Below are 13,374 nucleotides of genomic sequence, written 5' to 3' on the forward strand. Positions count from 1 at the left end.
ATAAAATAAGCAGCAGCACTTACTCAAATTTCGCTATTTTAATAAAAGAAGACAAATATGATGAATCACAGGGAATAACTTTTAGATACTAATATTATAATGATACAATATAAAAATCTTAATGGTGAATCAATTAGTGAACAACAGATAAGTTCATTAAAAGAATATGCGATTCATACTACAGATGATCAGTCTGGCTTACTCAAAAAAGTAGAAACACTTAAATTAAAAAGAGGAAATCAACCTTATAAGTTTTTTGAATATTATCTTGATTCCGGGGAAAACAAATCTGATATTATTCCACAGTATACAGACGAAACTAATGATTATCGGCTTGGTATTTATTCTAATTTGCAAACCGCTTTTAGTTTTAAAATGTGGGACTTTGAAAATTACTCAAATACCGGAGAACTTATTGCTAAAAGTAAAGTTGTATTTGACTCTCAAGATAGACTGATTTTAAGAGTATATTTTGATATACAAACTAATGAGATTAAAAAGTTTCCGCTACCCATAAAGTATTATTATGCTTCATCGGAAGATATAGCAAATGGTCTGGCTAATTTAGAGTTAATGTTTACATATGAATTTAATGAAACTACCAATCAATTTGTTACTTATATTAAAGATCTCAATGAAACAACAGGTGAAATTCATACACAAAACAAAGATGGCTTTATTGAGTTGATGGGCTTAGATTTTTGGGATAAGCATTCATACTATCATACTTTACAACCTTTATTACCTTTATCTTTGGATAGATAGAAAATAGTTCTACACATAAAATAATGTTTCAATTTTAAATCTAGATTAATAATTAAGTTAAAAATGTCAAGAAGAATATACTTTGAAATAACAGAAGAAACTGATTGGACCCAAAAAATTAATCCGGATTTAGGTTCAATAGCAACGTTAATTTTTTTCGCAAACAATTTAAATCCAGTAATGGGCGAAAAAATGATGAATTCAACATTATCTGAATACAGCTATAGGGTTGAAAAAGATTTACCAAGAGGAAATTATACCATTGATAATTCTTCAGCCCACTATGGACCGGATCATATGGAAGAGCTAATTCATTTTATCGATGGTCAGTTAATACCTTCGCTGCAAAACTCGTTACAGCATAAAGATATAGTTACAGATATTTATGGAGGAGTGCGAAATTTTTTAAATCTATATTATGATGGGCCTGTATATTTAGGGTATATTGGAATTGATGAAAGTAATAGTATTGAGGGATATACAGGATATATACCTAATTTAATGCAGAAAACATTAGAATTGAAAAACTTTTATCAGAGAGTGAAGATTCTGAATAAAACGTATGAGGTATTTATTGAATAAACAGCCTTAATATTATCGAAATAAAGCACGAAAAAAATAATGAGTATTGTAATAGATTATAAAATAAGTTTTGGGGTTAAAAGAATTCATGATCGTGATTTTAAGTTCATACGTACTATAAGTTCTTCTTTGGATTCAATTATTACTGAGTTTAGGAATATTATTAATTGTGATAATTTATTAGGGGCCATTAATCTTAAGCTGGCCCCATCCTCACCGGGAGAAATACTGTATACAACACAAGGGTTGCAGCTTATCAAAATTACACACGCTACCACTGAAATCTATCGCGACTCTGCTAGGTATGATTCAAATCCGGATATTACAGCAGATTTTACTTTACCTACAGCAGACTTCAAAGAAATCGTTAAAATCTGGCGGGAGTTTGTAGTGAATGGTGATGTTTACCCTAATTTTTAAAAATGAATTATCAAATTTTAACCCAGTATCATTTAGAATTCTCGATTATAATGATGAATGGAAGAAAAACAGGTATTGTGAGAACAACAGATCCTGAAAACAAATTAAGTGCAAGCTTGGAAGATCTGTTTATAGAAGGATATCCGGATGGATTTATTGAAACTATTTTAAGAAATATTGAGAGAGCTCTCAATGATATTGACTACGACCCAACTGAGGATGGTTGTCCAACGTTTGCCAGTGTAACGACAGGGAAAGCAAATTGTTTCGTGAAGAGTATCAGAAAACAAGTACCATTGGAAATTCCTACTTTAGATTTAAAACAAATTTTAATGGCATGGACAGAATATTTTGAAATAAATGATATCCAGGATATGGGGCTTGCATAGTGGATTATAATCGAGTAGACAAAACAACTTTGAAATTAATAGCAAAAAAAAATAATGAATAATAATATAGCAGATCAGTACAATCTCACTTTTGAAGATAAAGTACAGGACTGGGGAATACAAGGGAAGAGCATCAATAAAACTGTAAGTACAAACAATCAATATTTAGCCATTTTCCTGAACAGCTGGAACTCTGCAGAACAGATCAATGCCTCGTTGTTACCGGATATTAATGATGCATTGAACAATCCAGATGAAGAAATTGATAGTGATTCTGCGACGGTAGATGTCATTATGCACAGGAATGAGGTCAATTTTTATGATGATGTTAAAGGATATGTAAGCAGTATTCCATTGCAGGATTTTAAAAAAATTGTTACAGAATGGAGGAATTTCCTGAAGACAACTCCATCAGGTGCTGCTAAAGTGTGTCAGATTTTTAACTGTCTTTGAATATAAAATTTTCTATGGATATTAGATGTTTTTACGAAATACTTTACTCCTAAAAAAGGTATCTGGATATATATAATGAATCAAATTCTCACTGATATCTATGAATCAAATTTCAAAATATTAACTTGTTAATGAATTATGGTAAGAGATTCAAAATGTAACGGAACAATAAGTATTCATCCTACAACGAATAAAAACTAATGAAATGAGCGCAAAAATGATTTTTTTTACCACTGCCTATGATGATGAATTTCTTACTGAAGAAGAAGCATTGGAGGCAGGGAACTATACAAAACATATATGGATCAATAATGCTTTAAAAAAAGAAGAATCTTATAGAGAAAATAAACTTTGGGGCGGAGTTTATTATCTATCACCTGAAGAAAATGTTACAGAGGTGTTGATCGCATTGGGGCAAAGCCTGAACTGGACTATTAAAGATAATAAACAGGTTATCAACGGTTATCCAGTTTGGGATTGTAAAAGTTATGATAATCTGGTAAAGAAGACTACTTATACAAGAATCGTTTCAGATACTGAAGGAATTGAGATCGCTATTATAACTTATGACAGCGTTACTCACCAGGTAAAAAGCGGGCTTAAAATCTATAAATTTGGAAATAAACCTATTCCATGGGGAGAACCAGGATCGGTATTTGATGAGGATTCTGAAATTTTTTTTAGATTTGGTGAAGATGGAGAGCTAGATGCAGTGCACGTAAGTGATTTTCTTTTTAGTAATGATTTTGCTTATACTGCGACCCAGTTTTTTCGCGCTGCGGGTAATTTCTTTCAGGAAATGGGTCTTTCTGAAGAAGAAATATACTATTATACCCATGCAGAACCCCTTGTTCCCAATTTTTAGATAAAATAAATCTTTCATACTAAATGAAAACTAGAAAAGATAATATGAGAATGTTAAAAGAAAGTAAAGTAAATACATTAATAGCTTTATTTCTATTGTCACTATTGTTCTCCTGTAATTCATTGGATAACGATGAATACAAGATTTTAAATTTAGCAATAAGTAAAATTGTCTTTAAAGAATTAGATCCAAGAGCTGTATCAGATACGGCAACCAAATATAAGATAAGCGGCCCTGAGGCTATATCGATTATAGACAGCTATAGGAAAAAAGAGAAATATACTTTCACGATGTCTGACACACTTGTTCCTGTGAACATTCCAAAAGATAACCGGGATGCTCTTCATCAGACCTATTACTTTAATGAGATTGAAAATAGATCAGACAAGGCTGTTCCGATCGACTTTAGCAAGGTAGAATATCCTGAAAATCTAAAAAAAGTGACGAAAGCAGTTAAGGATGAGAATTATGTAGGACATTATACATTCCACAGAGTTTTGTTCGACAAAAGCAGAGAAAGAGCCTATATTCAGATTGATCTTCCCGAAGAACAAGTAAGGTTTGGGACTATCGGGCTGAGATTAAAGAAAAAAAATGGAAACTGGGAATTTGAAAAATAGCTTACCAGCCTATTCATCTATTCAATATTACTAAACATTTTAAAAGTTAAACACTGTGGAAATTGAAATTTTAACTTATTTAAGAGACAATCCGGCAGCTTACCCAGAGAATAAGGAATATGAAGGCAGAATACAACCAATGTCTTTCTCTGAAATTCAAAACCATGAAATGATCTATAATAATGGAAAACCTTTTCCTAAAGCATTACGGGAGCTTTTATTTCTGGCTGGGAAATACTGTTATGTGTTGGAACATAATATTCTTGAAATTAATGAATTTCAGGAAGATCCCAGAGAATGGATGGAAGAGAATAATAAAGCAATTAACCACCCGTTCTATGTAATTGAAATCTGTGATTTTGCAGAATCTTTCTTATTTGTTCATCTTGATGAAGGGGATGATCCTATAGTTCGGCATGCTGAATTGTATTGCGAAGAATACAAAGTTTCTTTTATTTCGTGCTTGTGCAGATTATCTGCTTTTATAAATCATAGGATTGATATGAAGAAGAAGTATCGTGATCCATTTTAATCCATTTTTAGCACAGTTTTAATGATGATGAACTTAAAAAACTTTACCATTATCAGTCACCAAATAAGTTTTAATAATCCATATTACGCCAATCTGGAAAATTTATTGAATAACGATTTTAAAACTACCTCAGTTGTAACCCAATTTTTAACCGAACTGATAAACCTGATTGAAAATTGGGAAGATATAGCGGTTAGAGAAGCATTTATAGAAAAAGAAGGCGGTTATTGGGATTGGAAGGACCTTCTGGATTCTAAGGTAACAGGAAACTGGTTTACATTTTTCAAATTTGAAGATCTCGGAGGTTATATTAATGTTGATACCAAAACTTTTTATCTTGAAAACTCCCTACTTCCTAATGAAGCAGTTATTGATATGTCATTGGAAGAGTTTATAGACGTCTTACAGCAATGGAAGCAAATTCTAAGCAAATAATTACCCAATACTATCACATTATTCATCATAGACAATGGATTTGAAGAACTATATCATCACTCATCATAAAATTAATTTTAATGATCCCCAATATAATAACCTTCAAAACTTATTAAACTCAGATTTTAATCATCTGAAAACTTTAGACAGTTTTTTGAACGAATTATTGTATTTAAAAAAACATTGGAATAATATCCAATTAAGAGACACATTTATTGAAACAAGATTAGGAGGATATTGGGACTGGGAAGGATTAGAAGCCCATAATGTCTCTGGAAACTGGTTTACAGTGATCGCATTTGATGATTTAAATGGCTATGTCAATGCAGACACTCAGGTATTCTACCTGGAAAATGAAATCCTTATACAGGAATCTGTTGTAGAAATGCCATTGGAAGAGTTTATAGAAGTTTTACAACAATGGAAGCATATTTTAAGCGAATAATTATTCAATAATTTTACTTTACTGATTAAATGATGTATAGCCTATCGCCTCATCAGCTATTTACCGCAAACCTTAGCCCCCTTAAAATAAAACATCTGAATATTTTTCTTTGCGTTTTCATAAAAATGACTTCCAAAAAACAGAACTGTTTCTGTAAAATTATACTTTAATTCGGAGAAATGAAATATCAGTTCACTTTTTTCTTCTCAGTTTCATTAAGCTTTTGTTGATCCCTGGGCGTCACACATAATCTTCTATAGGTCTGTTTTTCAGATTGCTTGTAAAGAATGTGAGAGCCTGTGGGAAGTAGACTGGTATAATGAGCCCCCAGCAACAGCCGGAAATGTGGTTGATAAATCTGTTAGAAAATCGGAAAAAATATAATACGTCAAGTTTTGACGTTAGCGGCCTATACTTTTGTTTCAGAATTAAACAACAAGCTATAATGATATTACTTTTTATGAACATGATATTCACCTATCCGAAAATCAAAGATCATAACAAAGGACTGTAAACTTTTCCTTTTTTTTAATTACAAAATATAACACGTCAAGTTTTGGCGTCAGCCTGAAATAGCTTTGCTTAAGAATCAAACACCAAATCACAAAATAGTAATCATCCATGGATAAACCAAGTGAAAACAGAATAAAAAATCTCCATCCATTGGTAAGGAAAGAAGTCACACAGATTGTAAAAGAGTGTGATGAAGCCCTTACCGGGAGAGCAAAAGTAAGAATTACCCAGGGATTAAGATCCTTTAAAGAACAAGATGCATTATATGCGCAGGGAAGAACGAAAGCCGGAAAGAAAGTCACCAATGCCAAAGCCGGTCAAAGTATTCACAATTACGGATTAGCGGTAGATATCTGCCTGATTATCGACGGAAAAATAGCAAGCTGGGACACTGCGAAAGACTGGGATAATGATGGCGTAGCCGACTGGTACGAATGTGTAAAGATCTTTGCCAGACATGGCTGGGAATGGGGCGGAAACTGGAAAACATTCAAAGACCTGTCTCACTTTGAGCGCAGATTTATCTGGAAAGGAGAGCGTAAGATCAACGCAACCTGGAGAAACTTACAAAATTTACCAAAAGATAAAGACGGATATGTAATTTTCACCCAATAATTCTAGGATTATTTCACAGTGAAAATCAATACTACAATCAACCGGAATGATTGTACAGGAAGGGTTTTGTCTTTACCGGAAAAAAATAAAACACTTCTTATTGAACACTTGTTGCAACCTAAAAAATTCTGAATAAAAAAATTATTGAAGCCGCTAAGATGCATGAAGAAAAATCACATCAAATTTTTAGGAAAACACTCTTTAAAAAATAACCAGGCTCATTATTCTTACAGCCTTCATTAACCTTAAGGGTTCAGATACTTTTCAGGTTTTATAAGACCTATCATTACTCCGTCTTATCTTTTATTAACACCAAAAATTACAAAAATGCCACAAAATATTCCATCGGGAAGCTTATCAACAGCTCCCGACAGCAAAGGGCTTAACGTACGGCCTGATCTTCTGCCGGAGTCTTTCTTCTTTCTGGAGAAAGGGCAGACATTCAGTCAGGACACGAACGGAAAATTTGGAGCCAATGGAACTGTATTCAGGACCACCTCCAAAGTAAGCCTTAACGGTACCGGCAAAATATATACTATTTGCCAGGGACAGGTATTTTTACAACCTTGTGGAGGAGATTCCACTAAAGTAAATGCGATCCTGAAGCCTTTTAATCAGCCGGTTAAAGGATTGGCGATCAAATATATCGTATACAGAGGCCTGAACAGATCAGATTTCTTTGAAGGAGATCTTATCAAATCAACAGCTACAACTGGTTTTGTAGACGTCATCAAAAAAGAGTTTACGGGTCTGTATAATATGCTGGGGATTACTGTACCCCCGTTTACTGCTCAGCATATCGGGTTTCCGGTAGGAAATTCTCAGTCAGCAGATGACCTTATTGATGACTATTTCCTTAAGATCTCTAAAGTTCAGACTACCGGAAGTACCACTACTGAGGTAGACTCTAAAAAAGCTTTTGAACTGCCTATGATCCCAAGAGGAACGCATCTTGGAAATGCTACAGGAAGTGTAGGAATTGATATCGTACTGAATGAAGGAGATTATACGGTAGCTAATGACCCGAATCCTTTTAAATTAAACCTGGCTTTTGCCCGAAGTACTGATCACGTTTTAGACCAGGCGAAGGGGAATACTGCTTTTGAAAAGAAGCTGATGAGGGAAACTGCTACTCAGTTCCTTGATGTAGCAGCTTTTTATGGCTTACATACACAGGGAAAAGGGAAGGTTCATATGAGTGATAATTCTGTGTTGCAAACGACAGAAGAAATTGCCGGTCAGATTTCAGGCTTTAAAACAGCTGACACAACCTATCTGTACATCCAGGGAAGCAGACAGAGATCCTACAATTTCTATGGAAATCAGAATCTGGAAGGAGGTACCCATAATATTAAAATCGGACCAACAGCTGATAACCTTTCCTTAGAACAGTTTGAAGCAGGCTGGCCGGTAAAAGAGCTGGTGGCACAGCCATTATTAGTCATTCAGTTGACTACCGATAACAATGATGCCGCTGCGATGTATGTAAAACAAGGTGTTCTACATGCAGATACTCCTAATGAAGATTATTTTATCAGAGGAAAAAACTTGCTTCAGGAAGAGGGAAATGGAGTAGATACCAATTTTACCAAACCTATTACCTTCAGTTTAAGTAAAACAAGTGCCAATAAAACGGTTGCTTCGTTTGTGCAGCTGATTTATGAAGGGAAAACCGTGAAAATTACTTCTGAAACTCCTGGCCCAAATCCGGGTGATCCTGTTGTAAGCACAGCTTACGATTTGAAAGATATTGATGACATCTTCGGATTGATTAATGTGACTCCGAAAGTTCAGTCTAAAGGTGGAAATGAGCTTACCTATGTTATCGATCAGAATTTATTATTGATTGATTTTGAAAATAAAGCAGGCGGAAAAGACATTGCAACCGTGACTACCAAGAAAGTAGAGGATGTGATCATGAAAAATGATACGGAAAGTTTAAAGAGAGTTACTTATGAGACGCTGTTGAATAATATTAGACAGAATGTAGGAGCATTTTTTGAAAGTAGAGCTGCTTATCAGGATAATTCTAACAGCGGCACAGTTTCCTATAGTGATAAGATAAATAATTTTTACACTCCTGAAAAACCATATTATTTACAGCCTGTTGCTTATACTGATAATGAGGCAAAAAGAGTAACCAGTTTGTCTTTACATCTCGAAGATGGTAGTGTTTCAAGTAAAAAAATATTAGGGATTACATTTACTGAAAACTCTTTGTTTATTCCATTAATTAATCAGCAACAAATTAACAATCCTAAATTCTATTTTAGGAATTTATTAGAAGATCCTAATGCAAGTTATACTTCTCAGGAACAAAGAGTATATAAGAAGTATTCTTTGTCAGTTATTGGAGAAGATCAGGCAGGTGAATTAATTATAGTAGCACCAACGCAACAAGTCTATGTTTATACATTTGATAATGTAACATTTACTTCGGACGAGTACGCAAAATGGATGCCTTCTTCTTACGATTTTTCAGGAGTATCAGAAAACATGAAATTACCACAAATATGAGTACAGCATTTTTAACGCCTAAAGGGCAAGTAATAAAAAGTAGTGGTATAGATAGATTAGGAAAACAAAATGCTACATATTCTTTGACAAATATGCGATTTGATGCAGAAGGACAAATAGTCGAATTTACTGTCAATGATGCACTGCCTAATCTGGATAATACCTATATATTTACTGGAAAAAATCATTATTATTTAGCTTCACAGAGAGATGACGGGAGGCAGGGTTTCTTAAAAAAATCTTACTTTATTAGTTTAAAGAATGATCCTGTCAATGCTTATAAAGTTATACATAATATTAATAATATAGATTCGATCTGGTTTGATAATCATTTGGAGCTAGGATCTACAGGTGATATTTTTCAGATAGGGCGACTTATTTTTGATGATAATCTTAGTACCTATTATACTTTTTTAGATCAATCCTTTAAAATGGGAGATGATACTATTCAGTATAATGATTATAATACCTATCCTACTGTAGTAAATGGAGATTTGCAAAGTCCGAAATATAATGTCAGAACAGTTTCTCTTAAATCAAGATTGGATACAGAAGAAGGCCATTTCTTTGAAAAGAATTTCAATAAAATAAGAACTTCAACAAATCTTCAATTGTCGGCAAAAAAAGTACTTTACATGAAGATGATGAATATTTGTTTTGCCATTTACTGGATTAGACAGGAAGTATTGGATATCCTTGCAATGGATCCTATTGCGAGTATTGAAGAAGCTTCCAAAAATGGAACAATTGACCAGAAAATAGGACAAGAATATAAATTTCAAGAGATTGATCGGGTTATAGGGCATTTATTAAGAGACTGGGGATTCGCTGGTTTAGATAATACAAGAGAACTTATTCCTATTCCTCAAAATGATTATTTCTATGATGGATATTATGAAGCTTTTTCTAACTATAGTTCAGCACTGGATAATTTTTATCATAATTTAAGAGAGAAGAATGAAGATGGATTATTTCCGCTTAATCCGCCGCCATCCAATTACTCTTTTATGTATCCTTCACCTTACTATTTGGGTTATCATAATTCATTTACAATTCCATTACAAGGGGCAGCATTACTTAAGTGGAGAAGTGATGAAAGGTTGAAAGTATTAAAAAGTATATTACCTCCTTCAGCATTGTCATTACTCCCTTATTCAATCAGAGAGGGACTTATCAAGGATTTTATAAAGAATCCTGTATTTTCGCAAGAAGATGAAGATCAGTGTCTGAGAATTATGTCTTCTTTTTATTCTGTACCGGAAGATGGGGAATCGTTTCTCAATTTTCTTTTACAGATAGGTAATGATAATCTTAGTAATTTTGAGATCCTGGAAAAGAAATTCAGTGTAGGAAGAATAATGAGAATTGCACCTATTATTGGGTTCTTTTTACAAAAAAAAGATTACAGGACAAACTATATTTTCTTGATATACAAACTATGGAAAAGATCTAAATACAATATGTACTACTTCTCCAACAGTATGAATCCTGAAAATAATATTAATACACAGTCATTCTTTCTAACCCCTGGGCAGGGATTGGATTATTATAATGATGCCGTTGATAATAGGATTAGTAATCTTACTATTGAGTATGGGACTGTATGGCAGGGAAATAGTGAGCCTTATTCCAATCAGGAAGATATTAAGGTGGTAAGATCAATTGTAAGAAGTTATACAGATCCTATTATAAAGGGAATTATTCTGCAATCATCAATGTCTAATAATACATTTTATACCAGTTCAGATGGTGATGTTAAACCTGGAACGGTTGGTTTTCCTCAACCTTTAATTTTCCATCTTTATCAGCCTATAACTTTACATGGTTTAAAAATTGATGAAAAATTATCAGCTAACTTTCCTACTGTACCTTATATTCCAGCATTCTTATGGTATTATACGAGAGATTATCAGCTAATGAAAGAAATGGATGCCACACTCAATTTTGCTTTAGGGGTTGCATTCGATGTTGGTTTGTTTTTCATAAGTGGAGGAGTTGGTATTATTAAAAGCTTTAGCTATTTAAGGTATATTACTGTAATTGGTAGAGCTTTTAAAGCAGGTCAGGGAGCTGCATATACGGTGCTTGTATTAGAAGGAATGGGTTCAGCTGCTGAGATTTTTACTTTATTAAGCTCAACCTGTACACGATATTATGATTTTATGAAAGAAAAAGCTGATGCTGGAGAAGATACTACCAAGTATGAAGCCTTACATAAAATGTTCTTTTACTTGACTATATTAGGGGCTGGAGCATCCTTAGCAATGAAGAGTTTAGCTATAAACCAAGCTAAACTAGTGAAAGGAGCATCTTATTTTGATAGCCTTCCATTAGAAGTAAGAAATTCTGTAAATAGTTTAGCAGGTGTTGAAGTTGCTCAAATTGAAAACTTCCGCCAAAATAGAATTGGAGCTCATCAGGAAATTACATCAAAATTTGACCTTTGGGGAGAAGGAAAGAAGAATGTGTTTTTTGATGACTTTAAAAATGCTCCGGATGATGTTTTGCTTCAAATGAATAATGCAGACGTAATTGCAAACTGGGATAAATTATATACAGCAAATATTATTGATAGAAATCTAATTGAGGTTATTAAAGATAATGTTAGAACAAATAATATTATTAACTTTTATCAATCTTACAAAACGAGACAAGCACTTTCTGCGCTGAGTACTCAAAAAAGATTGAAATTTCTAGATGAATTTGAAACAGCTTCTATTACTCAGATAAATGAAATTAAAGGTAACATATACTTTGTTGATTCTTGGAAACAGCTTAGATTTGAACCGAATCTAATAGATGAGTTTAAAGCATGTAGTATAGCTGATAAGATTGAACTTTGTAATAAGTTTGGTAGATTAGAAAAAAAACTTTTTGATGGCTTTAGAAGAAATTCTGGTAAAATAACTGAATATATTAGTAAAAATGCTGCAAGTAGGAAATTATTAGAAGATAATAAAAACTTCTGGTTAAGTAATAACTATAGATATGAATATATAGACTCGTTTAAAGATGATATTCTAGATGCTGTAGATGTATTTAAAGATAATGATTTATTTTTAAATGTAGTAAATAAAGTAAAGGCAGAGAAGTTATTAAATGAAACGGCTAAATTTCAAAAAGGAAATATTATAGAAATGCCAATGCGAATTTATTTAAAAGATAGATTAGATGTGAATGAAGAATTAATGTTTAGTGTAGATATTGTATTTAGAAAAGCAGATAATTCAAGAGTTTTAAAACGTGAAATGTTGGATATTGATGGATTATTAATCGATAAGACTTCAAATAAAATAAAGGTTCCATATAGTGCAAAGATGGATGTAAAAAAATCTTTTAAAGGTAAAGGTTCAACTGCATATACAGACGCACAGAAATTAGAGTTTTTTAGGAATTTACCAATTAATATAGATGAGGCAAAGCAGTTTATAATTGGGCAAAAGCAAAATGTATGGGGACAAGTAAAAAAAGGAAATATGCTTTCACAGATTCATTATATAGAAATACGATATATAGATGTGAATAATGCTGAACAGTTTATGTCACTACAACAATTTAAACAGAAATTGCAACCTACTCCGTATGTTGTAGGTGATTTTACTGAGATAAATCCTAATACATTTGGTACCACTAGAGAAGACTTAATAGAAAGTTTATATTACAGAATAATAACTGATTAAAATTAATAATTATGACAGACATACGATATGAAATAGATAACCTTGATACAGTCTTGAGAGCTGAAGATATATCTGTTTTTCTTTTTTATGCAAAGAATATAAATGATAATATTGCATCAAAGCTTTTTTTTTCATTAAGAAAGAAGACGATGTACGAATTATTAAATGATATTAATACAAATCTAGATCCATCTGAAGATTTACCTGCTTACTTTAACACATCATTTTTGCAGGATGGGATTTCTTTTATAACTACTGTTCTTATTCCTTCAATGCAAAATGAAACTGTAGATATGTGGGGGAAATATGGAGGATTTGCTTCTTTAAAAGCACAGATAAATAATAATACAGCTAATAATTGGAGTTCAGAATTATGTATATTATCTGATTATGTACCAGAAAGTATGGAATACTATATTGATATTGCTAGTGAAATTAAGATGCTTTTACAGCGATCTTTAAGTTTGAACACCCCAATGTTGGTGAGTTATTTCGATTAAATTATAATAATATTTTCACAAAAATATTAAATGTATAAATATT

At 32.6% G+C, this 13,374-nt stretch carries 14 protein-coding genes; all 14 read left to right on the forward strand.

Annotated elements, in window-relative coordinates; genetic code table 11:
* Nucleotides 1-99: 99 nt before the first annotated feature.
* Nucleotides 100-765 carry a hypothetical protein gene (locus tag DRF65_RS05660; protein WP_115969605.1) on the forward strand — a complete coding sequence of 222 codons (666 nt, stop codon included), beginning with the start codon at nucleotides 100-102 and terminating at the stop codon, nucleotides 763-765.
* A 63-nt stretch (nucleotides 766-828) separates the two neighbouring features.
* Nucleotides 829-1,347 (forward strand): hypothetical protein, encoded by a 519-nt coding sequence (locus DRF65_RS05665; protein WP_115969607.1) that lies wholly within the window; start codon nucleotides 829-831, stop codon nucleotides 1,345-1,347.
* Between the two features lie 39 nt (nucleotides 1,348-1,386).
* Nucleotides 1,387-1,767, forward strand: coding sequence for a hypothetical protein (locus tag DRF65_RS05670; RefSeq protein WP_115969609.1), 381 nt, complete (start codon nucleotides 1,387-1,389; stop codon nucleotides 1,765-1,767).
* A 50-nt stretch (nucleotides 1,768-1,817) separates the two neighbouring features.
* On the forward strand, nucleotides 1,818-2,156 hold the full coding sequence (locus tag DRF65_RS05675) for a hypothetical protein (RefSeq protein ID WP_123947285.1): 339 nt from the start codon (nucleotides 1,818-1,820) through the stop codon (nucleotides 2,154-2,156).
* 54 nt (nucleotides 2,157-2,210) lie between these two features.
* Nucleotides 2,211-2,609 carry a hypothetical protein gene (locus DRF65_RS05680; RefSeq protein WP_115969613.1) on the forward strand — a complete coding sequence of 133 codons (399 nt, stop codon included), beginning with the start codon at nucleotides 2,211-2,213 and terminating at the stop codon, nucleotides 2,607-2,609.
* 205 nt (nucleotides 2,610-2,814) lie between these two features.
* Nucleotides 2,815-3,474, forward strand: coding sequence for a hypothetical protein (locus DRF65_RS05685; protein ID WP_115969615.1), 660 nt, complete (start codon nucleotides 2,815-2,817; stop codon nucleotides 3,472-3,474).
* A gap of 23 nt (nucleotides 3,475-3,497) precedes the next feature.
* On the forward strand, nucleotides 3,498-4,094 hold the full coding sequence (locus DRF65_RS05690) for a hypothetical protein (protein WP_115969617.1): 597 nt from the start codon (nucleotides 3,498-3,500) through the stop codon (nucleotides 4,092-4,094).
* Between the two features lie 55 nt (nucleotides 4,095-4,149).
* Nucleotides 4,150-4,626: a hypothetical protein gene (locus DRF65_RS05695; protein WP_115969619.1), complete on the forward strand. Its 477-nt coding sequence runs from the start codon at nucleotides 4,150-4,152 to the stop codon at nucleotides 4,624-4,626.
* 21 nt (nucleotides 4,627-4,647) lie between these two features.
* Nucleotides 4,648-5,061, forward strand: coding sequence for a hypothetical protein (locus tag DRF65_RS05700; RefSeq protein ID WP_115969621.1), 414 nt, complete (start codon nucleotides 4,648-4,650; stop codon nucleotides 5,059-5,061).
* A gap of 34 nt (nucleotides 5,062-5,095) precedes the next feature.
* A complete protein-coding gene (locus tag DRF65_RS05705) occupies nucleotides 5,096-5,506 on the forward strand; it encodes a hypothetical protein (protein ID WP_115969623.1) in 411 nt (136 codons plus the stop codon).
* 621 nt (nucleotides 5,507-6,127) lie between these two features.
* The gene (locus tag DRF65_RS05710) at nucleotides 6,128-6,634 is read left to right on the forward strand and encodes a M15 family metallopeptidase (protein WP_115969625.1); all 507 of its coding nucleotides are present in this window, start codon (nucleotides 6,128-6,130) and stop codon (nucleotides 6,632-6,634) included.
* A 327-nt stretch (nucleotides 6,635-6,961) separates the two neighbouring features.
* Nucleotides 6,962-9,151 (forward strand): hypothetical protein, encoded by a 2,190-nt coding sequence (locus DRF65_RS05715; RefSeq protein WP_115969627.1) that lies wholly within the window; start codon nucleotides 6,962-6,964, stop codon nucleotides 9,149-9,151.
* Nucleotides 9,148-12,831 (forward strand): hypothetical protein, encoded by a 3,684-nt coding sequence (locus tag DRF65_RS05720; protein WP_115969629.1) that lies wholly within the window; start codon nucleotides 9,148-9,150, stop codon nucleotides 12,829-12,831. Before DRF65_RS05715 ends, DRF65_RS05720 begins: the two co-directional genes overlap by 4 nt.
* 11 nt (nucleotides 12,832-12,842) lie before the next feature.
* Nucleotides 12,843-13,331, forward strand: a complete 489-nt coding sequence (locus tag DRF65_RS05725) for a hypothetical protein (protein ID WP_115969631.1) — start codon at nucleotides 12,843-12,845, stop codon at nucleotides 13,329-13,331.
* Nucleotides 13,332-13,374: the final 43 nt, after the last annotated feature.

The organism is Chryseobacterium pennae, assembly GCF_003385515.1.
In the GTDB taxonomy this organism is placed as follows: Bacteria; Bacteroidota; Bacteroidia; order Flavobacteriales; family Weeksellaceae; genus Chryseobacterium; species Chryseobacterium pennae.

Excerpts from the sequence above, each read along its gene's own strand:
- DRF65_RS05705 (WP_115969623.1), top strand. The coding sequence starts at position 5,096 with ATGGATTTGAAGAACTATATCATCACTCATCATAAAATTAATTTTAAT.
- DRF65_RS05665 (WP_115969607.1), top strand. The coding sequence starts at position 829 with ATGTCAAGAAGAATATACTTTGAAATAACAGAAGAAACTGATTGGACC.
- DRF65_RS05690 (WP_115969617.1), top strand. The coding sequence starts at position 3,498 with ATGAAAACTAGAAAAGATAATATGAGAATGTTAAAAGAAAGTAAAGTA.
- DRF65_RS05700 (WP_115969621.1), top strand. The coding sequence starts at position 4,648 with ATGATGATGAACTTAAAAAACTTTACCATTATCAGTCACCAAATAAGT.
- DRF65_RS05680 (WP_115969613.1), top strand. The coding sequence starts at position 2,211 with ATGAATAATAATATAGCAGATCAGTACAATCTCACTTTTGAAGATAAA.
- DRF65_RS05685 (WP_115969615.1), top strand. The coding sequence starts at position 2,815 with ATGAGCGCAAAAATGATTTTTTTTACCACTGCCTATGATGATGAATTT.
- DRF65_RS05660 (WP_115969605.1), top strand. The coding sequence starts at position 100 with ATGATACAATATAAAAATCTTAATGGTGAATCAATTAGTGAACAACAG.
- DRF65_RS05715 (WP_115969627.1), top strand. The coding sequence starts at position 6,962 with ATGCCACAAAATATTCCATCGGGAAGCTTATCAACAGCTCCCGACAGC.
- DRF65_RS05710 (WP_115969625.1), top strand. The coding sequence starts at position 6,128 with ATGGATAAACCAAGTGAAAACAGAATAAAAAATCTCCATCCATTGGTA.
- DRF65_RS05725 (WP_115969631.1), top strand. The coding sequence starts at position 12,843 with ATGACAGACATACGATATGAAATAGATAACCTTGATACAGTCTTGAGA.
- DRF65_RS05670 (WP_115969609.1), top strand. The coding sequence starts at position 1,387 with ATGAGTATTGTAATAGATTATAAAATAAGTTTTGGGGTTAAAAGAATT.
- DRF65_RS05720 (WP_115969629.1), top strand. The coding sequence starts at position 9,148 with ATGAGTACAGCATTTTTAACGCCTAAAGGGCAAGTAATAAAAAGTAGT.
- DRF65_RS05675 (WP_123947285.1), top strand. The coding sequence starts at position 1,818 with ATGATGAATGGAAGAAAAACAGGTATTGTGAGAACAACAGATCCTGAA.